Genomic DNA, 21,849 nt, shown 5'->3' with positions numbered 1-21,849 from the left:
AGCTGAACACTTCCTGGCCTTCACCAGCATCGCCTGCACCCTCACTTGCTACCGCAGACTCACCAAATGAGATGGCTTCTAAAGGCGACTACGTCTGTGAGGATGGGGCCAACGGCGGTGTCCACAGCCAGCTCAAGATCACACAAACTGACGTCGGAGTCACCGGCGCCAACGGTCAATGGCGGCCCATCACCGACCACGCCGTAGCCGACCTCAACGACAAGACTGCCATCGCGGGCGTGAACGGCGACAGCGGATCCCCCATCTTCGCCGGCGTGAACAACTTCACCGCCGACGAGGCGCGCGGCACACTCACCACCTTCGATAACACCGTCAGCTGCGACAACACAGGCGAATCAAGGGACACCATCACCGATGGTGACCAGCGCGACGCGTGGTGCTTCAACGATGTCTACTACGTCCCGATCCGCCAGACTCTCGCCGACATGAACTGGACCCTCGTCACTTCCAGTTGACCTCACGGCGGAGGCAGAGCCCGCCCCGCCGCTTCCTCCCTTCGGTTCCTGGATGGCAGGCTTGGCGCCTGCCTGCCATCCACCAGAAGACTACGGAGTATGCGACCGTGCCCCTGAAGAACGTCCTCACCTTGCGCCGCGTGATCTGGGGTGGCGTCGCATTGGTCATCCTCGCGGGCATCGCGGGCGGCTGTATGGCCGTCGATCGTTCGCTCCGTCATGACGGCCCGGTGAAAGGCGACGTTCTAGTGAGTAACCATGGCCGTACTCTGACCGCGTCCCTCGCATGGTCGGGAGGATGCGAGGACAAACCTCACATCGAAGCCAGCGAATCCGGGCATGCCGTCACGCTAGTTGTGAAGCGGAAGTGGAGCCATTGGCAAAGTTCTCACGCTGGGTGCGACGGAGATGACCCGCAGGCCGGTCTGGCCGGCACCTCCCTCGGCAAGCCGCTCGGCGACAGGAAGATCATTGACGCCGTCACCGGCCACACCATCAACCCGTTCGACGACACGCACTTTCCTTACCCTCGATACCTGCCGCCGGGCTACACCCTTGAGAACAGCTCCTACTGCCCTTCCGGGTCCACACGTTCGATATTCCGGAACGCTACGCCCAAATGGGACTGCTCCTACCCCAGCGGACGACGCGACAGGAATGGTCAGGCCGGCACCGTGGACATCACAGCGGTCACTGGCGAGACCGGGCCCAAGGAGGGCAAGCCGATGACGGTGAACGGTCACCCAGGCAGGATCCAGGTATCGGACTCCGAACGGACTGCTGCATGGACGCAGAACGGGTACACCATCACCGTCCAGACCGAGGACCAGTCGATGACTGACGCCGAGTTCCTGCGAATCACGCAGAGCCTGAGGAACTAGAAAGCCTGCCCGGGCGACCAGAACAGGGCCAGATGACCATGGATGCGTCGGTGACCGTGCCGAGGAGGACGGAACCACGTCTGCCGTAGCTCGTGGCGACGGCTCTGTATGCCTTGAGCTTGTCGATGGCGCGGTCACGGTCGTCCTCGCCACCTGGATCGAGGTGGTGTCCGGCCAAGTGGTGTAGGAATCCGGACCGCCTCGCTCCGGCGACCACCTCCACGGCGATCACCGTCGAGGCTCCTCGGCCGGTGTCGATGCTGTTCCAGACCACCGGAGCGGCCTCTGCCCGGGGTCGGCCCTGCAGGCGTGCGTGACCTGCGGAGTCGTGAACTCCACATCGCTACACCACTTCGCGGGACGCGACCTGGATCGGGCCCTGAAGAAGGTCGCGAAGCAGGGCGGAGTGGTGGGGTCCTGATCGGCGCCACCCTCATCCCACCCAGCGCCGCACCGGAAAGGCAGAGCGGTCGTGATCGTCACCGGTGTCACCGTCACCCGCATCCATAGGCTCACACCGAGCCAGAGGACCGCCCACCGGGTCCTCGCCTTGGGACGGGCCCGCTCGAACACGGCTTCGCCCACGTGACGAACTGGCGGGTCCTCACCAAGCTCCGCACCGATTCCGAGGCACCCATCACCCGCAGGCCCTGCTCGTTCTGACGGACTTCGGAGTCAACCGCTGGCAGACGATCTACTCCGCAGACAGCCGCCCACGACCAGCGCGAGCACCCGGAGCACCAGCCACACCAGCCCTTTGACCTGCGACGTCAGGTTGGCGGAGACTCACTGTGCAACAGCACTGCCGGCACCGAGCAGATTACTCATAACGGGCTTGAATGCAGGCCAGGTTCAGGACGCCACCCGTGATTGTTGCCATAACCCACGCAGCTTTTTCAGCCAAACAGACGCGGCTAGCGTGCAGGGTGTACATCCACCACACAGAAGGAAAGGAGGCGAACAATGAAGCAGGAAAGCAGCATCCTCGAGCTCTCCGAGGAGGAGATTGCGATCGAGGAGCTCGACGCGCGCCCCAGCCAGCGCATCTGTTACCCGCCCACCTGGTAGTCAGCGGGGCCGAACTGCCCTGAAAGGCATGCGGCTTCACCATCACCCAAAGTGAAGCCGCATGCCGCATACCACGTCGGGAAGAAAGTCGGTCGTCATGGGTGATCCCCTCGTGTGCTTTCCGCGGCACATGGGCGTCGAAATCATACCGGGAGCGGGCGTCTACCTGATATCCGGTGGGCGCAAAACGGTGCTGCGCGGCAAACTCATTGAGCAATTGGCCCCGCTGCTCCGGCAGGGCGCGACGCGCGTGGCCCTGCGGCGTGCGCCGGCACCGCCGGTTCCCGGCACCGCCGTTGACCGCGGCCTGGACCGGCTGCTCGCTGCCGGGCTCGTGGTCGAGCGGCAGGGAGATCCCGGACGTGAGGACACCGGGTTCTGGGATCTTGCCGGCGTGGATCCCAACACCGTGTGCGAGGCCGTCGCGCTCCGCAGTGTCCGCGCGGTCGCCGTCGGCGGCGCGAGGACGGAGCCGTTCACTCAGGCCGCAGCGGCGCAGGGCCTGCGTCTCGGCGACGGTGATCCGCACCTCACCGTCGTACTCACGCCCGATTTTCTCCACCCCGGCATCCCGGCGTTCAACCGGGACGCGCTGAGGACTGGCACCCCCTGGCTCGTGGCCAAGCTGACCGGGGAGAGTGCCTGGATCTCGCCCGTCCTCGAACCCGGGCACACCGCTTGCTTCAGCTGCCTCGTGCAGCGCGCACGGGGCCACCGCCCGATCGAGGTCGCGCTCGCCGCAATGACCCATCGTGACCATGTCCCGGTGACTGGTGATGTGCGGCTCACCACGGCCACGGACCTGGCCGCGCGGCTGGCTGTCCTGCGGGTCACACAGTGGATGGCCGCCCTCCCCGACGACCCGTCGACGGTCCTGAGTTTCGACCCCCTGACCCTGGAAACCCGCAAGCACCGTCTCACCCGGCGCCCGCAGTGCCCGGACTGCGGCGACCCGGACCTGATGGCGTCTGCCGCACAGCTGCCGCTGACCCTGCGAAGTGTGCCCGCGGCACCGGACACAGACGGCGGTTACCGCTCGCACGGCCGGCATCACATGCTCGACCGCTACGGACACCTCGTCAGCCCCGTCACGGGCGTCGTGTCAGAGCTGACCCGGATGGAGACGTCGTCCGAGCTGCTGCACGTCTACTCCGCGGGCCACAATTTCGCGATGGGCCGGACCCTGCAGCCCGGCCGGGCACAGCGTGTACTGCGCACCGAGAGCGCAGGCAAGGGCATGAGTGATCTCCAGGCCCGGGCAAGTGCGCTGGGCGAGGCCATCGAACGGTACTCCGGCCTCTGGCAGGGCGACGAAGCACACATCGTAACCTCGGCACGCGCCCTGGGCGCCGACGCGGTGGCGCTGGACACCCTGCAGCTCTTCAGCAAAGAGCAGTTCCGCAACCGCGAGAAGTGGCGCAGCCGCGGCACGCCCTTCACTTGGGTACCCGAACCCTTCGACGAAACACGGGACATGGCCTTCACGCCCGTCTGGTCGCTGAGCGAGGAGCGGCACAAGTACGTGCCGAGCGCCTACCTGTACTACGGCTTCCCCTCCCCGCCCGGTCCCGTCGTCGCCCTGGCCGACTCCAACGGCAACGCGGCCGGGAGCAGCCTGGAGGACGCGATCCTCCAGGGCTACTTCGAGCTGGTCGAACGGGACAGCGTCGCCATGTGGTGGTACAACCGCACCCCCCGCCCGGCCATCGACTTGAACCGCACGGACATCGCCTACACCGGACGCTGGCAGGAATACTATGCGAGCATCGGACGAGAGACCTGGGTCCTCGACCTGACCTCGGACCTGGGGATCCCCGTCGCCGCAGCGGTGTCACGCCGGACCGGCGGCCCCACCGAGGACATCCTCTTCGGCTTCGGCGCGCACGTCGACCCGGCCGTGGCCGTCACCAGGGCCCTGACGGAGATGAACCAGTTCCTGGCCGGATACCGGGAGTTCCACCGCGCCCCGGACCGCTGTGAGAGCGGCCCGGAGACCGAGTGGTGGCAGACCGCGACGCTGGAGAACCAGCCGTACCTCGCACCCCGCGGCACTTCGGACCTTTTCACCGAACAGGCCCGTCGGGTGCCCACGCGCCTCGACCTGCACTCCGGCGTTCGGGAGGCCCAGCGGATTGTCGAGCGCAACGGCATGGAGATGCTGGTGCTGAACCAGACACGGCCGGACATCGGCCTGCCGGTGGTCAAGGTCATGGTGCCCGGCCTGCGCAGCTTCTGGCCGCGCTACGCGCCCGGCAGGCTGTACGACGTTCCCGTTGCCCTCGGCTGGACACAGTCCAGGGTGCCGGAAGCGGAACTCAACCCGATTCCCATGTTCCTCTGATCCGCGCCTGAACGCCCGCACACCGCCGCACGAGGAGGGGCTCATGCACACGGTCCAGGAGAGCCCGGAGCCGCGACAGCGCCGCCGCCGTCACGTCCCGCCCCCGTCACGTCCGCCCGCATCGCCGGCCTCCTGGGCGGACGCCGACGAACCAGCCGCTGCGGCGGAGGAAATGCACGCGCCGGAATGCGGTGTCCCGGCCGGACGGGCCACCGCCCAGGTGCGCATCGCCACACATGACACTGCCCCGTTCGAGGCCCGTGCGCTGCTGTCCGCCGTGACCGGGGGCTTCGCCGCGACTGCGCGACGCAGTCACCGGACCGTGCCGGCGGCTGGCTTCGCACACGGCACACCCCCACGCGGCCCCGGTGCGCCGATGGCGAGGCGCGAGGCGGACGGCACCGCCGCGGTCAACCGGGTATCCGTTCCGGGCGAGTACGGTCCGCCATGGCCTGATCGCGGCCCCGCACGTCCGGCACGCGGCGAGGCCCTCTAGGAAGCCGGCAGCGTTCGGCCCGGCAGGTGGCCCGAACTGCCGCCGTCCGACTCCCTTGACCGCGCGTACCGGTTCTGACGCGACCGCGCATGCCCGTCCTGAGCGGCCGGTGCCGCCGGATCTGGTCCACACCATCCCAGACGCATCAGCTGGAGGTCCGATGCCCGACGACGAACTCTCCGTATTCGAGAGCGCCGAGGTGTTTCTCCTGCGCGTCCCCGTCCTGCCCAACGATGCCGCGGGCGGGGAGCAGACCGACGCCGACACGGTCATGGCGCTGTCCCGCGACGCACTGGCCACCGAGGCGCTGCTCGTGTCCAGCGCTTCGCTGGCACATGCCCTCAGCGGTGTCCCCGCCGACGGCCGACCGCCCGTTTCGGCGCAGCAACGATTGTCCCGGTCCCTGCTCCGCTACCACTTGCGGATGTCCCGCAGGGCAACACCTTTCGGCCTGCTCGCTGGAGTGGCCGTGGGTTCCTTCGGCGACCGGCCCCGCGGCCGGCTGACCGGTCGGCGCACCAAACTCGTCCAGCCGGACAGGGCCTGGCTCGGCACACTCCTCGACGCCCGGGACATCACCGACCCCCCGGCAACCCTGCGCGTCGTCGTCAACAACACCTGCCGCACACAGGGCGACCGGCTCCTCCTGCCCCTCGCGGTGCGCTCCCCGGCGCCCACCAGGCGCAGCGTGCGCAGGACCCCGCCCGTCGAAGCCGTGCTGCGCCGGGCGAAGCGGCCGGTCGCCTTCACGGACCTGGCCACCGCGCTCACCGCGGACTGCCCCGGCATCACGCCGCAGGAGGCCTCCGGGCTGCTGTCCCGCCTGATCGCACTGGAATTCCTCGTCACCGACAGCTCGCCGCCTCCCACCGCGCCCGACCCACTGGAGCACGTGGCGCGCACCGCGCCGGAACACACCGGGCTGCGGAACTACGCCGCACGGCTGCGGAACTACGCGTCACGTGACGTCGGCCGGGGCGCGCCGGAACTGGCCGAGTTGCACCGGGCCGCCGGGTCGACCGAATGTGTACAGGTCGACCTGGCACTCGCCGCCGACGTCCAGCTGCCCGCCCAGGTTGCCCGCGAGGCCGCACGGGCGGCCTCGGCGCTGTGGCGGTTGTCCACGCCGGAGAGCGACGAACAGCGCGCGCTGACGGCATACCACCGGGAATTCCTCGAGCACTACGGACTGGGGGAACTGGTGCCGGTGAGCGACCTGCTGGATCCCGACACCGGACTCGGCCCCCCGGCCGGCTACGAGCTGCCGGCCGGTCATCGCATGCCCCTTGCGGGCCAGGCCGATCCGGACCGCGCGAGCGTCCTCAACACGCTGTACGCAAGCGCCCTGACTGCCGGACGGACGAGCATCGAACTCGACGAGTCCACCATCCGGTCGCTTCACACCAGGGGCGGGGATCAGCCGCCGTCTGCCGAGCTGTTCGTCTCGGTCCTCGCCGAATCCCCCGGAGAACTGGCGGCCGGCCGCTTCCTCCTGACAGTTTCACCTTTCCGGGTCTCCCGCCCGGCCGGCACGGCCTGGGGGCGGTTCTCCGGGCTCCTCGCCGCCGACGGCCACCGCGCCGCGTTCGCCCGGCGTACGCGGGGCGAAGACCCCGCCGCTCCGTTGCCCGTACGGGTGGACCACGCAATCCGCGACCGGAGGCTGCTGAATGTCACCGGAGCCCCCGACAACGCCGCCCACCATCTCGCCGTGGGCATCTACACCGACCCCGCTTCACCGGGCACCGTCGAACTCGCAGACGTCTGCGTGTACGCCGACACCCAGCGGTTCCACCTCGTCGACACCGCCTCCGGACGCGAGATCAGCCCGTTCGCCCCGCACATGCTCAACAGTCGGCTCGCCCCCAACACGGCACGCTTCCTCCTCGAAGTCCCCCTCATGGGAACGACTCAGCTGAGGGCCTGGGACTGGGAACACCTGAGCAGCTGCCCCTACCTCCCCGCCGTACGCCACGGCCGGACCATACTGAGCCCCGCCACCTGGCGACTGCGTCTGGGCGACCTCGCCGGCCAGGAAACCGCGCAACGCCTGGCGGCATGGCGCGAACGGTGGCGGGTCCCCGACCGCATCCACCTGGTCAGCGCGGACCAGCGGCTGGCCCTGGACCTCCGGCTGCCCCGGCACGCGGAGCTGCTGTGCCATCAGGTCCGGTTGGACCGGGAGTGTGTACTGCACGAGGACTACGCCCCCGAGCCGCCGTCGGGATGGCTGCGCGGCCCGGACGGCACGCATGACGCGGAGATCGTCGTGCCGCTCTTCGCGAGATCCCTCCGCGCCCGCGCGCCGGCCGCCTCGGCCCCGGCGCGCACCCGCCCTTCGGTACCGCACCTGCCCGGCGGACCGTGGCTGTCCGCCCAGATCCCGTCATCGGCCCAAACCCAGAGACTGATCCTCTCAGCCCACTTGGAGCCGTGGCTCGCGCGCGAGGCCGAACACGTGGACCGCTGGTTCTTCATCCGCTACGCCGATGCCTCCACCGGCCGGCCGCACCTGCGGCTCCGGCTGCACGGCCACCCGTCCGCCCTCGTCCGGCACGTGCTGCCGAGCCTGCGGGACTGGGCCCGGGACCTCGCGGCCGCCGGGCTCGTCGGCGACCTGTCTCTGCACCCCTACCGCCCGGAGACCGAGCGGTACGGGGGCAGCGCCGCCATCGACGCCGCGGAGCGTTTCTTCTGCGCCGACAGCCGGCTGGCCCTGCGCCGCCCCGGTGACGACACCGACCCGCTGCCCGTGGCAGCCGATGCAGTCCGCCTGATCCGCGGGTTCCAGGAGACCTCGGCGGTGGGCTGGGAACAGTGGCTGATCGACCACTACGACAAGGACGAGACCCGGCACCGGGTCTTTGCCCGCAGGCGCCGCGAAGCACTGGCACTGATCCCCGACGACGGTCCGGACCCCCCGGCCGACGACGCCGACTGGCACGCCGCCCTGGCCGCATACGCCGCCACGGTTCACAGCGCGGCACAGCGGGAGAACTGGATCCTGCCCGACGCGGTTCTCAAGGCGCTGCTGCACATGCACTGCAACCGGCGACTGCGCTTCGGAACGGCCATGGAACAGGACGTCTACGCTGTCGCGCGCGGCGCCGCAGCCGCCCACCGCGACCGGCGCAATGCCCTGGCGCGGCCTTTTGATCCGTTTGATCCGTCATGCCAGCAGTGAGCCGCCGCGTCCACGCGGGCCGACGGCCGAGGGCGGGAGCAAGATGCGAATCCCGGCTGGACTTGCGTCGGACCCGCATTGGTGTGGCCATGTCACTACTCCGTGGGCTCCGGTGCTGGTCTTGTTTGCGTCGTGAGGCGCTGATGCGCCGTGAGGCGCGGGGAATCGAAGGAGGTGCAAGAACCTCCTCGCCGGGCCGTCGCAGCGGTCCCGTAGGAGCTGAGCGCAGTCCGACCCGGGAGATGCCGGGGAGGGCGGGAAGCAGCGCTGACAAAGCCGGGACGGCTCGGAACTGCCGGACGGGCCGGGTCCTGAACCTGAACCTGTCCAGCTACTACCAGTGGCTCGCCGGTGCCCAGGGGTGCTCCCGCAGTGGCTCGCCAGTGCCCAGGGGTGCTCCCGCAGTGACTGGGCCTGCACGGTCCGCGGTCATCGGTGCCGGGGCCGAGCTGAGCAGGAATGCTCTCGGGCGGCGCAGAACGGGTACGGCGCGGTGACAGGACGGGCCCGTCGTCATCGCCGACACCGCTCTCCGGATACCTCTGGCTGCCGGACCTGCGCACCAGCCCGCTCCAGAGGCCGGCTGCTGATAGCCGACCACCCGGTTACTATCGAGGAATGCCGCGACCCGCCAATCCCCTCGTCCGCGAACGCCTCCTTGCCGCGGGGCTTGAACTCATGCACACGAACGGCTTCAACGGGTGCGGCATCAAGGAGATCACCGACAGCGCCGGTGTGCCCAAGGGGTCGTTCTACAGCTACTACGCCAGCAAGGAGGACTTCGCGGTAGCAGTGCTTGAGCACTACTGGGCGAGCATCGACCGGGACTTCGGCTTCCACCTGCGGGATGCATCTCGGCGGCCCATCGAACGCGTCACGGCCTTCTTCCTGGCTCTTACGGACCACAACGCGCATCGCAACTTCACACTGGGCTGCCTTGTCGGCAACATGTCCCTCGAGCTGGCCGACCACAGCGCGGAGGTCAGGAACAAACTGGACCACATCATGGACCGGTGGACCGCTTTGATCGCCGCATGCCTGCGGGAGGCCCGGACGAGCGGAGACCTTCCCGGCGACGGGTCTCCGGAGGAACTCGCATTCGTGATCATCGAAGCGTGGGAGGGTGCCGTCATGCAAGGACGCATCCGGCAGCATCGTGACTCGTACGAAAGGTTCGCGACCCTGGCCATCCCGCGCCTCCTCGGCACATCGGCTGTTTCGCTGAGGTAATCGGCTGTTTCGCTGAGGTAAAAGGTTCCCGCAACAGCAGGTGGGCTGCTTCCCACCTCCATAAATAGACGACTGGACAGTTATAGTCGTCCTCGTCCGCCACCCTGCAGCGCGAGGAGCGATCCCATTCATGTCCGACGCCAGCCTCTACGCCGAACCCGACAGCCCCGCACTCCCCGGAAGCGGGTTCACCCTCGACCCCGCGCGGGCAGCGCTGGTCATCACCGACCCGCAGATCGACTTCCTCAGCCCTGAGGGCGTGACCTGGCCCGTCTTCGGCGACAGCATCACGGACAATGGCACCGTCGCCCACATCGGCCGGCTCCTCGCCTCCGCGAAGGAGGCAGGAATCACGGTTGCCGTGTCACCGCACTACTTCTACCCCTCCGACCAGGAATGGCAGTTCGGCGGCCCGCTGGAGCGGTTCATGCACAGCGTCGGCATGTTCAGCCGGACCGGTCCGCTCACCCTCGACGGCTTCACCGAATCCGGGGCCGACTTCCTGCCGGAGTACAAGGAACACATCCTGGACGGGAAGACCGTCATAGTCTCCCCGCACAAGATCGTGGGTCCGGAGTCGAACGACCTCGTCCTCCAGCTGCGCAAGCGTGGCATCTCGCAGGTGATCCTTGCCGGCATGGCCGCCAACCTGTGCACCGAGGGGCACCTCCGGGAACTGCTCGAGCAGGGATTCGAGGTTGTTGTCGTCCGCGACGCCACCGCAGGACCCCGACTGCCCGAAGGCGACGGCTACCTGGCTGCGCTGATCAACTTCCGTTTCCTGGCAAGCGCCGTGTGGTCCACCGAGCAGACCATCAGCCAGCTGCGCTCGGCCTGACGGCAGGCAACTCCCCCGGAAAGCAGAAGGCGAGACATGAACAGAAGCGAAGTCACCGAACGGATCAAGGAATCGAAGATCCAAAACGGTATCCGGTGGTCAGACGTGGCCGCGGCACTCGGGGGGAGCAAGGAGTGGGTCACGGCCGGCTGCCTTGGCCAAATGGCCTTCACCGCGGAGCAGGCGGCCCAGGTCGCCGCCATCTTCAAGCTTCCTCACGAAGCGATTGCCGTGCTGCAGGTGCCCCCGGCCCGAGGCACGCTGGACACACCGGTGCCCTCGGACCCTCTCATCTACCGGCTCTACGAGATCGTGAGCGTCTACGGCACAACTCTCAAGGAACTCATCCACGAGGAATTCGGTGACGGCATCATGAGCGCCATCGATTTCCGCATGGAAGTGGTCCGGCACGAGGACGATGCCGGCGACCGAGTCGGCATCACCATGAGCGGCAAGTTCCTTCCCTACAAGCCGTACTGAGCCCGTGTGCCGACGAAGCAGCTCCCGGCGGAGATCCCTCCTCGCCGGGAGCGACCACTCGACCATCTCGGCGCGTCACACCGCGGCAGGGAGCGACATACGGCCAGGCGGGTGCTCCATGCGATGCTCCGCTTCGCAGGCGCCCAGGTAGCCTGCTGCCCGGGCCCGGTCCGCGCCGACAGCTTCACAGCCGCGAGCTGTCCCAAGGGCCGCTCGCTGCGGCTTCCCGGTTGTACCGGTCGAGCGCAGCCTTGTTGGTCGAGGCGTCCCGGAAGTCAGATCAGCTCCCAGGGACCGGTGTTGACCTCCGTCTCCCTGCCGACGCCGACACGCTTCCCCGCCATCCGGCGGCCGGTGGGCGCGGAGTAGGTCCGGGCGCGAAATCCTGTCGCAGGGCCATCCATTCGATCGAGCTGACGCACCGTCATTTGACGTCCCGCGTCGGGCCCCTGCTCTCAACCGCGACCTGCAGCTTCCCGCTGCGAAACGGTGAAGTCTGCATTCTTCAAGGTAAATTGCGGCTCATATTGAACCTTCAAGTCCGCGAATACGTTGAACAGATGCGCACTGTAGGGTCAATTAAGCCTGCCCTGGGCACCCCCGGATTCGCTTGGACTGGATTCGCAGAAACCCCTACCCGCAACACCACGGGAGGTCTACAGTTGGCCCCATCACGGTGGGCTGCGGCTAATTATGGCACGTCCCGCAGCAGGCGACTGACAGTTGTTCCAGGATTTGGAATGCGTTGTCCGGAGTGCGCGCACTGATTCACCCTGCGTCATCCGATGATTGCCACTGGAGCTCCGGATTGTCGGCACCTGCTCCCCCATCAGGAGAACTACCCAAGAATGGAGACAGACATGAAGAACTCTCCGAAGAAGATTTACGCCGGCATCGCGGCGCTCCTTGTCGGCACCTTCGCGGCGGGCACACTGGTCCTGACAACCGCCACGGCCCACGGTGACTCCGGCCACAAGGTTGAGGCGTCGTGCCGGTTCGGCTGCTACTGACCTCCTGTACAGCGCCGCCCAGCGGAAGGTTCCAGCGCTCGCGAACTCCTCGGAGTGCTGACCCGGCGGCCAGCAGACGGACTGACTTGCACTCGACGGCGTGGAGCGGGATGTCAGGCATGGCACGGTAGGCGACTGACGTGAAGCCTTTGGCAGCGGACATGACTTGGCAGATTGTCCATGCCAGGGGCTTCATGTCTATTTGTTTCCAGGCCCCGCGCACGTGGCCTGAACTTCCGCGCCACAAGGGGCTGTCCCTCTACAACGCATGCGAGCGGGTGAGGCAACGGTCAGCGTTATTTGACCAAGCCCCGGACACCCACCCATATCCACGATTGATCCACTGTCACCTCCCGCCTCGTCTCGGGGAAGCCTCAGGCAGCCCACCACCAGGCGGTTCCTGGGTAGGGCAGCGGGTCGGCGGACAATCGCGGTGCGCAGGCTACGACGTGGTCGGGAAGGCTGGCTGGATTGTCATGGTTGCGGTAGCGTCCGCTGCCGAAGCCCCAGTCCAAGTTGCCCCTGATCCACTGGTCGAGAAGTTTCAGATATCGCTGTCCCTCGGCTCCGAGGCGACCCGTGGTGGTCTCGCGTAGTTGCTGATAACGCGTGAGGATCCCGTCGCGTACAGTGATGGCCATCGGCAGGGCCTCCGCAGGCGTACAGGCGTTGTCTGCAGCCAGAACGTCGATCAGATTGATCCCATCGCCGCAGCGCAATGTTTCCTTCCAGTGCGACATGATGTCGTTGTCCACGCCCACCACGGCACAGCACATCTCCGTCAGCGCGCGCACGTCAGCCCGGTTGATCTCCTCTGCGGGGACCTCGAAGCCGCTGGTGATGTCCAAGACCGCACAGCAGACGGGCACCGAGCCGTTGGCTATGCGTGCGGTCAGGTAAGCGTCCGGCTCAGGCCTGGTTCCCAGGGCGCGGTGTGCAGCCTCCCACACCTGGTATCCCAGATAGGTGCGAAGTGCATCGATCCAACGCACGAGCTGCGTGGGGGAGGCTGTTGCGGCGATGCGGCAACGTAGATCCAACAAGGCGTGCTCTTGGGGGGTCATGCTTGACAGGGAAGCTCCGGTTTCGGCTATCCGGAGCAGTCGTGCCACGAGTAGGCTCATCGCTGCCGGATCCGAACTGTGGATTCCTTCATCGCAGTAGGTGTCGTCGAAGATGAACAGCCACAGCATGCTGTCAACGGAGATTTGGGCCAGGACTGTGGGAGCGTTGGGTTCGACGACTCTGGCGCCCAACTCGCCGCAGCCTATCGCGCGCGCCCGGCGTTCTTGCCCGGAATCCCGTGCGAGTTCCATGTCGCGCATCCAGTTGAGGGCTTTGGATTCCATCTCCTGCTGTGCCGGATGCAAGCCAGGAGCGAAGGGGCACCACAGGGCGGGAATGGCCAAAGGTGCGTTTGTCTGACTTGTCATGAGATTCTCCCACGAAGATTCTCGCTCAGAATTACGGCGGGTGTGACGACGCCCGCGTGGTGGAATGCCGGCGTCCGGGGTCGGACACCTAGACGATGCTGCGGTGTGGCCTGGGAAGCGCGAAGCTCACGGTTTCCGTGGCTGCGGTGATTTCGGTGACTTCCGTCCATCCATGGTCGTTCAGAAGTGCCAGGACGTCCTGGACAAGGATTTCGGGAGCAGAAGCGCCGGAGGTGACGCCGACGGTGGAGATCTCATGCAGCCAGGTCGTGTCGATGGCGTCAGCATGGTCCACTAGGCGGGCATGGGGTGCGCCGGAGTCCAGGGCTACTTCGACCAGGCGCCGACTGTTGGAGGAATTGGACGATCCGACGACGAGTACAAGATCGGCCTCGGCGCTCATCTTCTTCACCGCTAGCTGCCTGTTCTGCGTGGCGTAGCAGATGTCGTTGCGGTGCGGGGAGAGCAGGCGGGGGAATTTGCGCTTCAGGGCTTGGACCGTCTCCATGGTTTCGTCGACGCTGAGGGTGGTCTGTGACGCCCACACCACCCGGTTGGGGTCTCTGACCTGGATGTGCTCGATGTCGCTTGGGCCGGCGACCAGTTGAATGCGGTGCGGAGCGTGGCCCAGGGTTCCGGTGACTTCCTCGTGGCCCTCGTGGCCGATCAGGAGGATGTCGTAGTCCTGCTGCGCGTATTGCGTAACCTCACGGTGCACCTTGGTGACCAAGGGACAGGTGGCGTCGATGACCGTAAGACTCCGTCGAGCCGCTTCCTTGTGGACTTCGGGTGCAACCCCGTGAGCGGAGAACAGTACGACAGCGCCTTGCGGGACCTCGTTGGTGTGTTCGACGAACACCGCACCCTGCTTGCGCAGGTCCGCGACGACACGCTTGTTATGCACGATCTCGTGACGGACGTAGACGGGTGGCCCGTATTTCTTGAGCGCTTGTTCCACGGCCTGTACGGCTCGCACTACGCCGGCGCAAAATCCGCGTGGTACTGCCAGAAGCACGCGCTTGGGTCGAGCGGTCATGATGTCCTCCGCACCGCGCTGTCGGCCAGGATCCGCAGCTGCTGGACAGCTCGGGGGCTGAGGTGACAGACGGCATCGAGACAGGCACGCACCTGTCGGCAGCGGTCCAGGATCATCTGCTCGACCGCGCGGCGAGCTCCGCAGACGATAAGAATATTGCGGATTTGCTCTGCTTCGTCTTCAGTGAGGCCGGGCCTGCCCAGCAGGGCGTCGAGTCGGGCGCGGTGAGCTGGGGCGGCATCACGGTGCGCGATGGCGATCAACGCGGTCTTCTTGCCCTCACGCAGGTCGCTCAGGCGAGACTTGCCGGTCACTCTTGGATCGCCAAAGACACCCAGGAGGTCGTCGCGCAGCTGGAAAGCCTCGCCCAGCGGGATGGCGTATCGGGCGAGTTCCTCCATTTGCCGCCGTGTTCCGCCGGCCAGTGCAGCCCCGAGGTGCAGGGGGCGCTCGACGGTGTACTTGGCGGTCTTGTAGCGCACGACCGCCAAAGCGGTGCCCAGGTCTGCTGTCGGTGAGGATTGAGCTATGAGATCCAAGTACTGACCACCGATGACCTCGGTGCGCATGGCGTCCAGGATCGGCCGCACCGCGGTTCGCTGGGCCGCGGTGAAGCCGCAGGAGTGCAGCATCTCGTCCGACCACACGAGGGCAAGATCGCCCAGGAGGATGGCTCTGCCGACACCGTCCCGTTCCGCGCTTGGCTTGTCGGACAGCGTGCTTGAGTCCGCTAGAGCGCGGTGGAGGGCAGGACGGCCTCGCCGGGTATCGGAGCCATCCATGATGTCGTCGTGTATCAGGGCGAAGGCGTGGAACAACTCCAGTGAGGCGGCGGCCTTCAGTACAGCAGGGGTGGGGTTGTTCCCGGTGACGGCGGCGTATCCGACGCAGACCATCAGTGGGCGTACACGTTTGCCGCCGCGGAGCACGAAGTCGTGCAGCAGGCTGACGACGTGTTCCAGGCGCGGATCGTCGAAACGGTGGGCGCTCAAGAAGGTGTGCAAAGCCCGGTCAATGTGCACTCGTGCATCGGGCAGGGACAGCCTGCTGGGTGCGATGGGAGCGGTGGTCACGGCATCTCCTACTGAGGGGCGGCAGTGAGCTTGAGGGCCTCGTCAACCAGGGCCTCAACTATGCGGTGTTCGGAAACGGTGCGTACGACTTCGCCGCGGACGAAGATCTGGCCATTGCCGTTGCCGCAGGAGGCGCCGATGTCGGCATCCCGCGCTTCGCCGGGGCCATTGACCAGACAGCCCATGAGGGCGACTCGCAACGGGTGCGGGAAGTCGTCGAAGGCTGCTTCGACCTTCGCCGCAAGCTTGTGAATCCCGCCCTGCAGGCGGCCACAGACTGGGCAGGAGACGATCTCCAGTTTTCGCGGTCGGAGACCGAGCGAAGCCAGGATGTGGGACCCGGCCTTGACCTGGTCCTCAGGCGGGGTCGAAGCCGAGACGTGGATGGTGTCGCCGATCCCCTCGGACAACAGGATCCCGAAGGCGACCGCGGACTTGACCGTTCCCTGCACAGGGGTGCCTGCTTCGGTGATACCCAGATGAAGCGGGTAGTCACATTGCTCGGCCAGTTGCCGATACGCGGCAATCATGGTGAGGGGGTCATGGTGCTTGACGGCGATCTTGATGTCCCGGAAGCCGTGCTCCTCGAAAAGAGATGCCTCCCAAAGAGCGGATTCGACGAGCGCTTCGGCAGTGGCGCCGCCGTGCTCGGCCAGCAGACGTAGGTCGAGCGATCCGGCATTGACACCGATCCGGATCGGTACTCCTGCATCTGCTGCGGCGCGGCAGACGGGGGCGACCTGGTCGTCGAACTTTTTGATGCTGCCAGGGTTGACGCGTACGCCGGAGCAGCCGGCGTCGATGGCGGCCAGGGCGTACCGGGGCTGGAAGTGGACGTCGGCGACCACCGGGATGGGCGACCGGTTCACGATTTCGAGAAGTGCGTCCGCGGCTTCCTGGTTCGGGCACGCCACACGGATGATGTCGCAGCCCACGGACACGCACGCAGCAATCTGCTGCAGGGTGGCGTCGACGTCTTCCGTCCGTGTCGTCGTCATCGTTTGCACACTGACCGGCGCACCGCCGCCGACGGCAACGGTGCCCACATGGATTTGCCGGGATGAGCGCCGCGGGAAGCCTCGAGGAGGCATGGGCAGGCCGACATCGGTGGTCGTCATGCCGGCCTCCTGGTGGTGATGAAGCCGCTCGTGTCGCCGCAGGCCGTGAGGATGTGATCAGCGAGCCTGCTCGCGGACAGGCCTGCCTGGTCAAGCAGGTCGGTGCGATCACCGACAGGCGTGAACGCAGTTGGCAGGCCGAGGTTGTCGACAGGTGTCTTCACTCCCGCTTGGCGGCAGGCATGGGCCAAGCGGCTGCCTGCCCCGCCATCGGCGAGTCCGTCTTCGACCGTCACGACCCGCTCGTGTTGTGCTGCCAGCTCCATCAGTGCGCCGCTCACAGGCAGTTCCCACACGGGGGCTGCTACGGTGACGTTGATGTCACAGGCCTCGAGCCAGGTTGCTGCCTGGAGCGCCGGCTCGGCCAGTGGGCCATGGGCGACCAGCAGCACATCGTTGCCCTTGTGGGTCGGCGTCAGCAGGTCTACGTCGCCGTAGCGTTGCACGGCTGGAAGGTCGGCGCCCGCAGAAGCTTTGGGATAGCGCACCACCGTCGGCCCGTTGGCGTGAGCGACGGCCTCAGCGAGGGCAAGGCGCAGCGTATGGGGGTCGCGGGGCGCGGCCAAGCGCAGTCCGGGAACCATCGCCAGGAGGTTGACGTCCCACATGCCGTGGTGGGAGGCCCCATCTGGACCGGTGATCCCTGCGCGGTCCAGAACGAACGTCACACCGAGCCGATGGAGAGCAACGTCCATGAGCACTTGGTCAAAGGCGCGGTTCAGGAAGGTGGAGTAGATGGCGACAACGGGGTGAGCCCCACCCATCGCCAGGCCGGCGGCGGAGGTCACGGCGTGCTGCTCGGCAATACCGACGTCGAAGAATCGTTTCGGGTACCGGGCGGCGAAGGCTGCCAGCCCGGTGGGACCCGGCATCGCCGCAGTGATCGCAACAAGGTGAGGGTGTTGCTCTGCCAGCCGGCACAACTCCTCGGCGAACGCGTCTGTCCACGTCGACTTCACAGGCTTTGCGGCAGCTCCCGTTGCCGGGTCGATGAGACCGATCGCGTGCATGCGCTCTGCCGAGTCGTTCTCCGCCGGGGCGTAACCCCTGCCCTTGGCGGTTACTGCGTGCACCACCACCGGTCCGCCCAGGTCCCGGGCCCGGCGCAGCGCCCGTTCCAGCGCTTGTTCGTCATGGCCGTCCACGGGCCCGACGTAGGCGAAGCCCAATGTGGTGAACAGGTTGTCCTGTACGGCGCCGGGAACGCGTTCGTGTTGCGGGGGCACCCCTCGCTGACCAGTGCTCATGTCGGCGAGAAGCATGCCGATCCGGCCTGCAGTGGGCGCGTAGGCACGGCCGTTGTCATTCAGCACCACGATGACGGGCCGCTCGGGTGCCGCGCCGAGGTTGTTCAAGGCTTCCCACGCCATGCCGCCCGTCAGGGCGCCGTCGCCAATCAGTGCAACCACTCTGCCCTGATGCCCCTGCAATGCGCGTGCTTTTGCCAGACCGTCGGCATAGGACAGGACGGTGGAGGCATGGGAGTTTTCGATCCAGTCGTGGGGCGATTCCGCCCGCGACGGGTAGCCCGACAGCCCATCGGCCTGGCGAAGCGTTGAAAACCTCCCGGCCCGTCCGGTCAGAATTTTGTGCACATAACTTTGATGACCGGTATCGAACAGCAGCGCATCGCGGGGTGAGTCGAACACCCGGTGCAGCGCGATGGCCAGCTCCACCGCGCCCAGGTTCGAACCCAGATGTCCGCCGCTCGCCGCCACCTGAGTGACGAGGAAACTGCGGATCTCGTGTGCCAATCGGACCAGTTCACCGCGGTCCATCCGGCGAAGGATCCGTGGTTGCAATCCGTCGAGTTGAACAGACTTATCGGCGAGAGAAGTCACTGGCCGGCTCCTTCCTGTGAATGAAACAGGTGTCCACCTATCTCCCGGCTAGCAGACGCCCTGCGGGCCTCCGGTGGAGGAGCCCGCCGCCAACCGCGGCTGTAGCAGCCCAGTGAACCCAGGATTCAGCCTCAACGGAAGGACTCACCGCAGTCGAGATCGCGCAAAGCAGGCAAGTTTGCGACTTTGTGAAACGTGGTGCAGATATCGCTCATTGAGTGGTACCGTTCTCGACCCGTTATATCGATCACCGCCTTGATGTCGCTCGCGCGAATCGGGCTTCATTGGTGAAATCCGAAGCCTCAAGACAGTTGGGGTTGGGCCTCGGCCTGCCAGCTGAGGTGCAGGAGAGGTGCCGTGATGAAAACACCGAATACGCAGTTGCAGCAGCTATGCCAGGCTGCCGGCTACAGCGCTGCGGGGCTGGCCCGTGCGATCAGTAACCTGGCCCGTGAGCAGTCAACCCCGTTCTCCTGTGACCCCAGTACCGTGCGACGCTGGCTGGGCGGGACGACACCGCGGCCGCCTGCTCCGGCACTTGTCCTGGAATGCTTGGCCAGACGTTTGGGCAGGCCTGTCACTGCATACGAAGCCGGGCTCAGCAACGCGCCCCTCAGCGTCGCGGACCCATCCTGGGATGCCGACGCCGACCCACTCCGTCTCCTGGGTCGCCTCATCAAAGCGGACCCGAGCGGCCTCGCGATACTTGGCAGCAGAGCCTTCAGCTTCGCCGCCCTGACCCTGCCGCCCCTGCAGGTACAGTCCCAAGCGGCTCGCACGTATCCCGGCACACAATTTCACAACCGCCGCGTGACACAGTCCGACGTTTTTAAGATGCAGGCCGTGGCCGCCACCTTCCACGGCTTGGCAGAACAATACGGCGGCGCTCACCTGACTGCTGCGCTGACGGCGTACCTGCGCCAGGAAGCCGTGCCACGTCTCAGCGCCCCGGCCGAGGCCGGAATCCACCGGGCCCTGCTGTCGACCGCGGCTCAGCTCACGCTCATCCTCGCCGCTATGTACACAGACTCCGCTCACGACGGCACCGCACAGCAGTACCACCGCCTCGCCATTCGCCTTGCTGCAGAAAGCAAAGACCAAGCCATGCTGGCCATCGCACTCCGAGCCATGGCCACCCACGCCCACCAGCTCGGCCACCACGGCCCGGCCGTGCTGCATCTCGCCGAACAGGCCTCCACCCACGCCCGCCACGCCTCCCCCACAGCTCAGGCCTATGCGGCCGCCGAACTCGCCGCTCTCCAGGCCCACCACGACCGCCGCGCCGCCATCAGAACCCTGAGCGAGGCAGAGCGCTTCCACTCACGCGCCCACGGCGCTCCAGGCCCCTTCACGGATTACCCTGCGGGAGCTCTGCTCTACCAGCGCGCCCTCGTCCAGGAAGCCTTCGGCGACCACACAGCAGCCGTCCAATCCCTGGCCGATTCCCTGCGCCTGCGAGGCCCCGCCGAAACCCGCGCCACGGCCCTCACCCACGCGCGGCGTGCGCAAATTCTGCAGAAAATGAGGCGCATGGATGAAGCCGTTCACGATTGGCGAATATTTCTACAAGCCGCCCCCACTCTGCAGTCAGCACGTACCGGACGAGCTCTCAATAGCATGCACTGCAGCCTCCGCCCCCACAGACACAACCCCGCCGTCGCCGCACTTCTCAAAGATAGTAGTACCTGACTTTTTTCGGTGAAATTTCCGGGAATTGGGACTTCGCTCGCAGCCCATCCAACGGGTCGAACCCAACCGGCCCGGCAGATACCGCCGAGCCGCGGCAGAGAGCCGGGGGCAGGTCGGGGGAAGAAGCCAACTCACTCCGGAACGCAAGGAAGCGCCGGTTGGGTCTACCAGGGTCTGCCACTCACGCGGGGACTGCCGTACGCGGCGCGGAACGCCCGGCTGAAATGGGCGGGACTGACGAAGCCCCAACGCTGCGCCACCGCGGCCACGGTCGGCCTGGCGCGGTGCGGCCGGCCGAGTTCCCGGCGGCATTTCCCCAGCCGACGGCGCCTGATCCATCCGCCCACGGTCACGCCTTCCGCTTGGAAGAGGCGCTGCAGATGGCGCACGGAGATGTGGTGCGCGCCGGCGATCACCTCCGCCGACAGTCCCGGATCCGCAGATGCAGGATCCCTCAGGCCGCCGCGGTGCGTTGGGCGTCCCGGCCGAGGTGTTCGGTGAGGACGGTCGTGAGCAGATCCGCCACGTTGCGGCGAGCAACCTGTCGACCGCCGGATGGCAGGAAGCGGCTTCGGCTGCCGGCCTGGACAGGAACGGCATCACGAGCGCGGCCAAGCCCCCGTCGGGCCCCAGGATCATGCCGGTGACGCACCAGAGGTCGGACTCGGGGAGCCCGAACACATGCCGGGGCATCTGGAAGACCACCGTCTCGAAACGGTCGGGGAAGTCGAGGATGCAGCTCGAGTTGTGTCTTACCGGGCCAACTCCCCCGGGCGCAGCACCGCGGTCCGCCCGTCCTGGATCACCACGCCCGTGCTCCGGGTCTGCTGGCCGGTACCGAGCCTCATCGGCAGGCACATCAGCTGTCGCCCCTGCCAGGTGAGGCCCCAGGAACCAGCAGCCCCGATGAGGCTGGAGTGATGCCCACAAGGCATCACAGGGGACGCAAATGGTCTTGGACGCGATAGCGGTGAGCCCGCAACTGTTGAGTACACAAGCGGTCGACTGCCTGGCAGGCGTCGGCCAGGCCGAAAAATTGGGAAGGCATCACTGTGGATCTCACCGGGCCGCGCGTCGTGCTCATGGGCGGCGCCTCGAGCATCGGGCCGGCGACGACCAAGACCGTCGGCGCGCAGGGCGCTCGGGCCGGTGCCGTCTTCAGCCGGCAGTCGAGCGTGGCGTCCCGGAAGCCAAGTCGCCCAGCAGGTTCACCATGGTCTCCCCCAGCGAACAGCGAATCCCGGCCGAACGGGCCGGCCCTGGTGGACGGGTGCAATCTGGTCGTCGGGACGCCACGTAAGCGTGCGAGCCCTTGGTCCGGCTCGACGGCCATCGCCGGGCGATTCCTCCGGCACCACGGTCCGGTAGTCCTCGGACGCACACGGCCACGGGATCGCCGGCGCGGACTCGGACCCTATGCCATCGATCAGCCGTTCCTGGCCCGGGCGCCCGGCCGGCCTGGCTACTTGGCTTCGGCAACACCGGCTCCAGCACCCGTTGCGGTGTCTCTATGCCCAAGATCAGCGTCCGCCACGCACCCCGGCTGGACACCATGTTGGACATCGTGTCCAATCCACTCTAGCCTTTGAACTGCTGCAGCCACGACCAAACCTGCAGCAGTTGCAGCATCCGGCAGTCGACCTCCCCCATCGGCT

General features: G+C 66.8%; 14 protein-coding genes and 1 pseudogene. 9 read left to right on the top strand and 6 right to left on the bottom strand.

What is annotated here, in order from left to right; all coding sequences use genetic code 11:
* The 8 genes and pseudogenes from AAW14_RS21270 to AAW14_RS21235 form a co-directional block, all read left to right on the top strand.
* A pseudogene (locus tag AAW14_RS21270) lies at positions 1–476 on the top strand (hypothetical protein); the annotation flags it as partial.
* A gap of 107 nt (positions 477–583) precedes the next feature.
* Positions 584–1,357, top strand: a complete 774-nt coding sequence (locus AAW14_RS21265) for a hypothetical protein (protein ID WP_265565494.1) — start codon at positions 584–586, stop codon at positions 1,355–1,357.
* A 1,165-nt stretch (positions 1,358–2,522) separates the two neighbouring features.
* On the top strand, positions 2,523–4,766 hold the full coding sequence (locus AAW14_RS21260) for a TOMM precursor leader peptide-binding protein (protein ID WP_265565493.1): 2,244 nt from the start codon (positions 2,523–2,525) through the stop codon (positions 4,764–4,766).
* Between the two features lie 656 nt (positions 4,767–5,422).
* Complete coding sequence (locus AAW14_RS21255) at positions 5,423–8,446, top strand: lantibiotic dehydratase (protein WP_265565492.1); 3,024 nt, start codon at positions 5,423–5,425, stop codon at positions 8,444–8,446.
* Between the two features lie 618 nt (positions 8,447–9,064).
* Positions 9,065–9,676 (top strand): TetR/AcrR family transcriptional regulator, encoded by a 612-nt coding sequence (locus tag AAW14_RS21250; protein ID WP_265565491.1) that lies wholly within the window; start codon positions 9,065–9,067, stop codon positions 9,674–9,676.
* Positions 9,677–9,806: 130 nt separating this feature from the next.
* Complete coding sequence (locus AAW14_RS21245) at positions 9,807–10,514, top strand: cysteine hydrolase (protein ID WP_265565490.1); 708 nt, start codon at positions 9,807–9,809, stop codon at positions 10,512–10,514.
* A gap of 36 nt (positions 10,515–10,550) precedes the next feature.
* Positions 10,551–10,994: a cyanase gene (gene cynS / locus AAW14_RS21240; RefSeq protein WP_265565489.1), complete on the top strand. Its 444-nt coding sequence runs from the start codon at positions 10,551–10,553 to the stop codon at positions 10,992–10,994.
* A gap of 860 nt (positions 10,995–11,854) precedes the next feature.
* Complete coding sequence (locus AAW14_RS21235; RefSeq protein WP_265565488.1) at positions 11,855–12,004, top strand: hypothetical protein; 150 nt, start codon at positions 11,855–11,857, stop codon at positions 12,002–12,004.
* A gap of 374 nt (positions 12,005–12,378) precedes the next feature.
* On the opposite strand, the gene AAW14_RS21230 is transcribed toward AAW14_RS21235, so the two are convergent.
* The 5 genes from AAW14_RS21230 to AAW14_RS21210 form a co-directional block, all read right to left on the bottom strand.
* A complete protein-coding gene (locus tag AAW14_RS21230) occupies positions 12,379–13,437 on the bottom strand; it encodes a terpene synthase family protein (RefSeq protein WP_265565487.1) in 1,059 nt (352 codons plus the stop codon).
* 88 nt (positions 13,438–13,525) lie between these two features.
* A complete protein-coding gene (locus AAW14_RS21225) occupies positions 13,526–14,473 on the bottom strand; it encodes a 4-hydroxy-3-methylbut-2-enyl diphosphate reductase (RefSeq protein ID WP_265565486.1) in 948 nt (315 codons plus the stop codon).
* Complete coding sequence (locus tag AAW14_RS21220; RefSeq protein WP_265565485.1) at positions 14,470–15,546, bottom strand: polyprenyl synthetase family protein; 1,077 nt, start codon at positions 15,544–15,546, stop codon at positions 14,470–14,472. Before AAW14_RS21220 ends, AAW14_RS21225 begins: the two co-directional genes overlap by 4 nt.
* An 8-nt stretch (positions 15,547–15,554) precedes the next feature.
* Complete coding sequence (gene ispG / locus AAW14_RS21215) at positions 15,555–16,664, bottom strand: flavodoxin-dependent (E)-4-hydroxy-3-methylbut-2-enyl-diphosphate synthase (protein ID WP_265565484.1); 1,110 nt, start codon at positions 16,662–16,664, stop codon at positions 15,555–15,557.
* Positions 16,661–18,505 (bottom strand): 1-deoxy-D-xylulose-5-phosphate synthase, encoded by a 1,845-nt coding sequence (locus AAW14_RS21210; RefSeq protein ID WP_265565483.1) that lies wholly within the window; start codon positions 18,503–18,505, stop codon positions 16,661–16,663. Before AAW14_RS21210 ends, ispG begins: the two co-directional genes overlap by 4 nt.
* Before the next feature lie 843 nt (positions 18,506–19,348).
* Here AAW14_RS21210 and AAW14_RS21205 point away from each other — a divergent pair.
* Positions 19,349–20,194: a hypothetical protein gene (locus AAW14_RS21205; protein ID WP_265565482.1), complete on the top strand. Its 846-nt coding sequence runs from the start codon at positions 19,349–19,351 to the stop codon at positions 20,192–20,194.
* Between the two features lie 164 nt (positions 20,195–20,358).
* Here AAW14_RS21205 and AAW14_RS21200 read toward each other — a convergent pair whose 3' ends face one another.
* On the bottom strand, positions 20,359–20,547 hold the full coding sequence (locus tag AAW14_RS21200) for a helix-turn-helix domain-containing protein (RefSeq protein ID WP_265565499.1): 189 nt from the start codon (positions 20,545–20,547) through the stop codon (positions 20,359–20,361).
* Between the last annotated feature and the right edge of the window lie 1,302 nt (positions 20,548–21,849).

This window comes from Streptomyces hygroscopicus (assembly GCF_026168105.1).
Lineage (GTDB): Bacteria > Actinomycetota > Actinomycetes > Streptomycetales > Streptomycetaceae > Streptomyces > Streptomyces hygroscopicus_D.
This window is presented reverse-complemented; position numbering and strand designations above follow the sequence as displayed.

Excerpts from the sequence above, each read along its gene's own strand:
- AAW14_RS21260 (WP_265565493.1), top strand. The coding sequence starts at position 2,523 with ATGGGTGATCCCCTCGTGTGCTTTCCGCGGCACATGGGCGTCGAAATC.
- AAW14_RS21255 (WP_265565492.1), top strand. The coding sequence starts at position 5,423 with ATGCCCGACGACGAACTCTCCGTATTCGAGAGCGCCGAGGTGTTTCTC.
- AAW14_RS21250 (WP_265565491.1), top strand. The coding sequence starts at position 9,065 with ATGCCGCGACCCGCCAATCCCCTCGTCCGCGAACGCCTCCTTGCCGCG.
- AAW14_RS21245 (WP_265565490.1), top strand. The coding sequence starts at position 9,807 with ATGTCCGACGCCAGCCTCTACGCCGAACCCGACAGCCCCGCACTCCCC.
- cynS (WP_265565489.1), top strand. The coding sequence starts at position 10,551 with ATGAACAGAAGCGAAGTCACCGAACGGATCAAGGAATCGAAGATCCAA.
- AAW14_RS21235 (WP_265565488.1), top strand. The coding sequence starts at position 11,855 with ATGAAGAACTCTCCGAAGAAGATTTACGCCGGCATCGCGGCGCTCCTT.
- AAW14_RS21230 (WP_265565487.1), bottom strand. The coding sequence starts at position 13,437 with ATGACAAGTCAGACAAACGCACCTTTGGCCATTCCCGCCCTGTGGTGC.
- AAW14_RS21225 (WP_265565486.1), bottom strand. The coding sequence starts at position 14,473 with ATGACCGCTCGACCCAAGCGCGTGCTTCTGGCAGTACCACGCGGATTT.
- ispG (WP_265565484.1), bottom strand. The coding sequence starts at position 16,664 with ATGACGACCACCGATGTCGGCCTGCCCATGCCTCCTCGAGGCTTCCCG.